This is a genomic window from Treponema sp. R6D11, from assembly GCF_054786075.1.
Window position 1 is genome coordinate 1 of sequence record NZ_BDHD01000614.1, and the last position, 710, is coordinate 710.

Sequence of the window (710 nt, forward strand, 5' to 3'; positions counted from 1 at the left end):
ATTTTAAGCTGTTCGCCCTGTATGCGTAGAACAGGCTGATAAGTCGCGCAAGTGGACTGAAAATGAAAAAGGATTTATCGCTATGACGGCAAGTACAATCGCCGGCGTAATCATGCGCGACATCTATACCATAAAACTAAAAGAAGCGCTGAATAAGGCGATGGAGGCAAGTAAAGCAAAGAGCGAATTCCTGGCAAAAATGAGTCATGAAATCCGCACTCCAATGAACGCTATTTTAGGTATTACGGAAATTCAGCTTCAAGATGAGTCGCTTTCCAAACATACAAAAGAAGCGCTGGAAAGAATTTTTAATTCCGCGGATCTTCTGCTTGGAATAATAAATGACATACTTGATCTTTCAAAAATTGAAGCCGGAAAATTTGAATTAATTCCAGCTCAGTATGATATTGCCAGCCTTATTCACGATACCGTTCAGTTGAATATGATGCGTTATGAGAGCAAACCTATCGAATTTAAATTGGAAATAGACGAAAACATTCCTGTTATGCTTTTTGGCGACGAGCTTCGCATTAAACAAATTTTAAATAATTTGCTTTCTAACGCGTTTAAGTATACGCATGAAGGCTTAATAAGTCTTACTATTTCATCAGAGCCTAAAGACGCTGACAGTGTAATAATTGTTTTCCGAATCAGCGATACCGGGCAGGGTATGACGGCGGAGCAAGTACAAAAATTAGGCAGTGAATATT

At 39.0% G+C, this 710-nt stretch carries 1 protein-coding gene; it reads left to right on the forward strand.

All coding sequences use genetic code 11. The features are described 5' to 3' along the window. Positions 1-82: 82 nt before the first annotated feature. On the forward strand, positions 83-710 hold a 628-nt coding region (locus ACYVTD_RS15055; RefSeq protein WP_461248522.1), incomplete at its 3' end, for a sensor histidine kinase.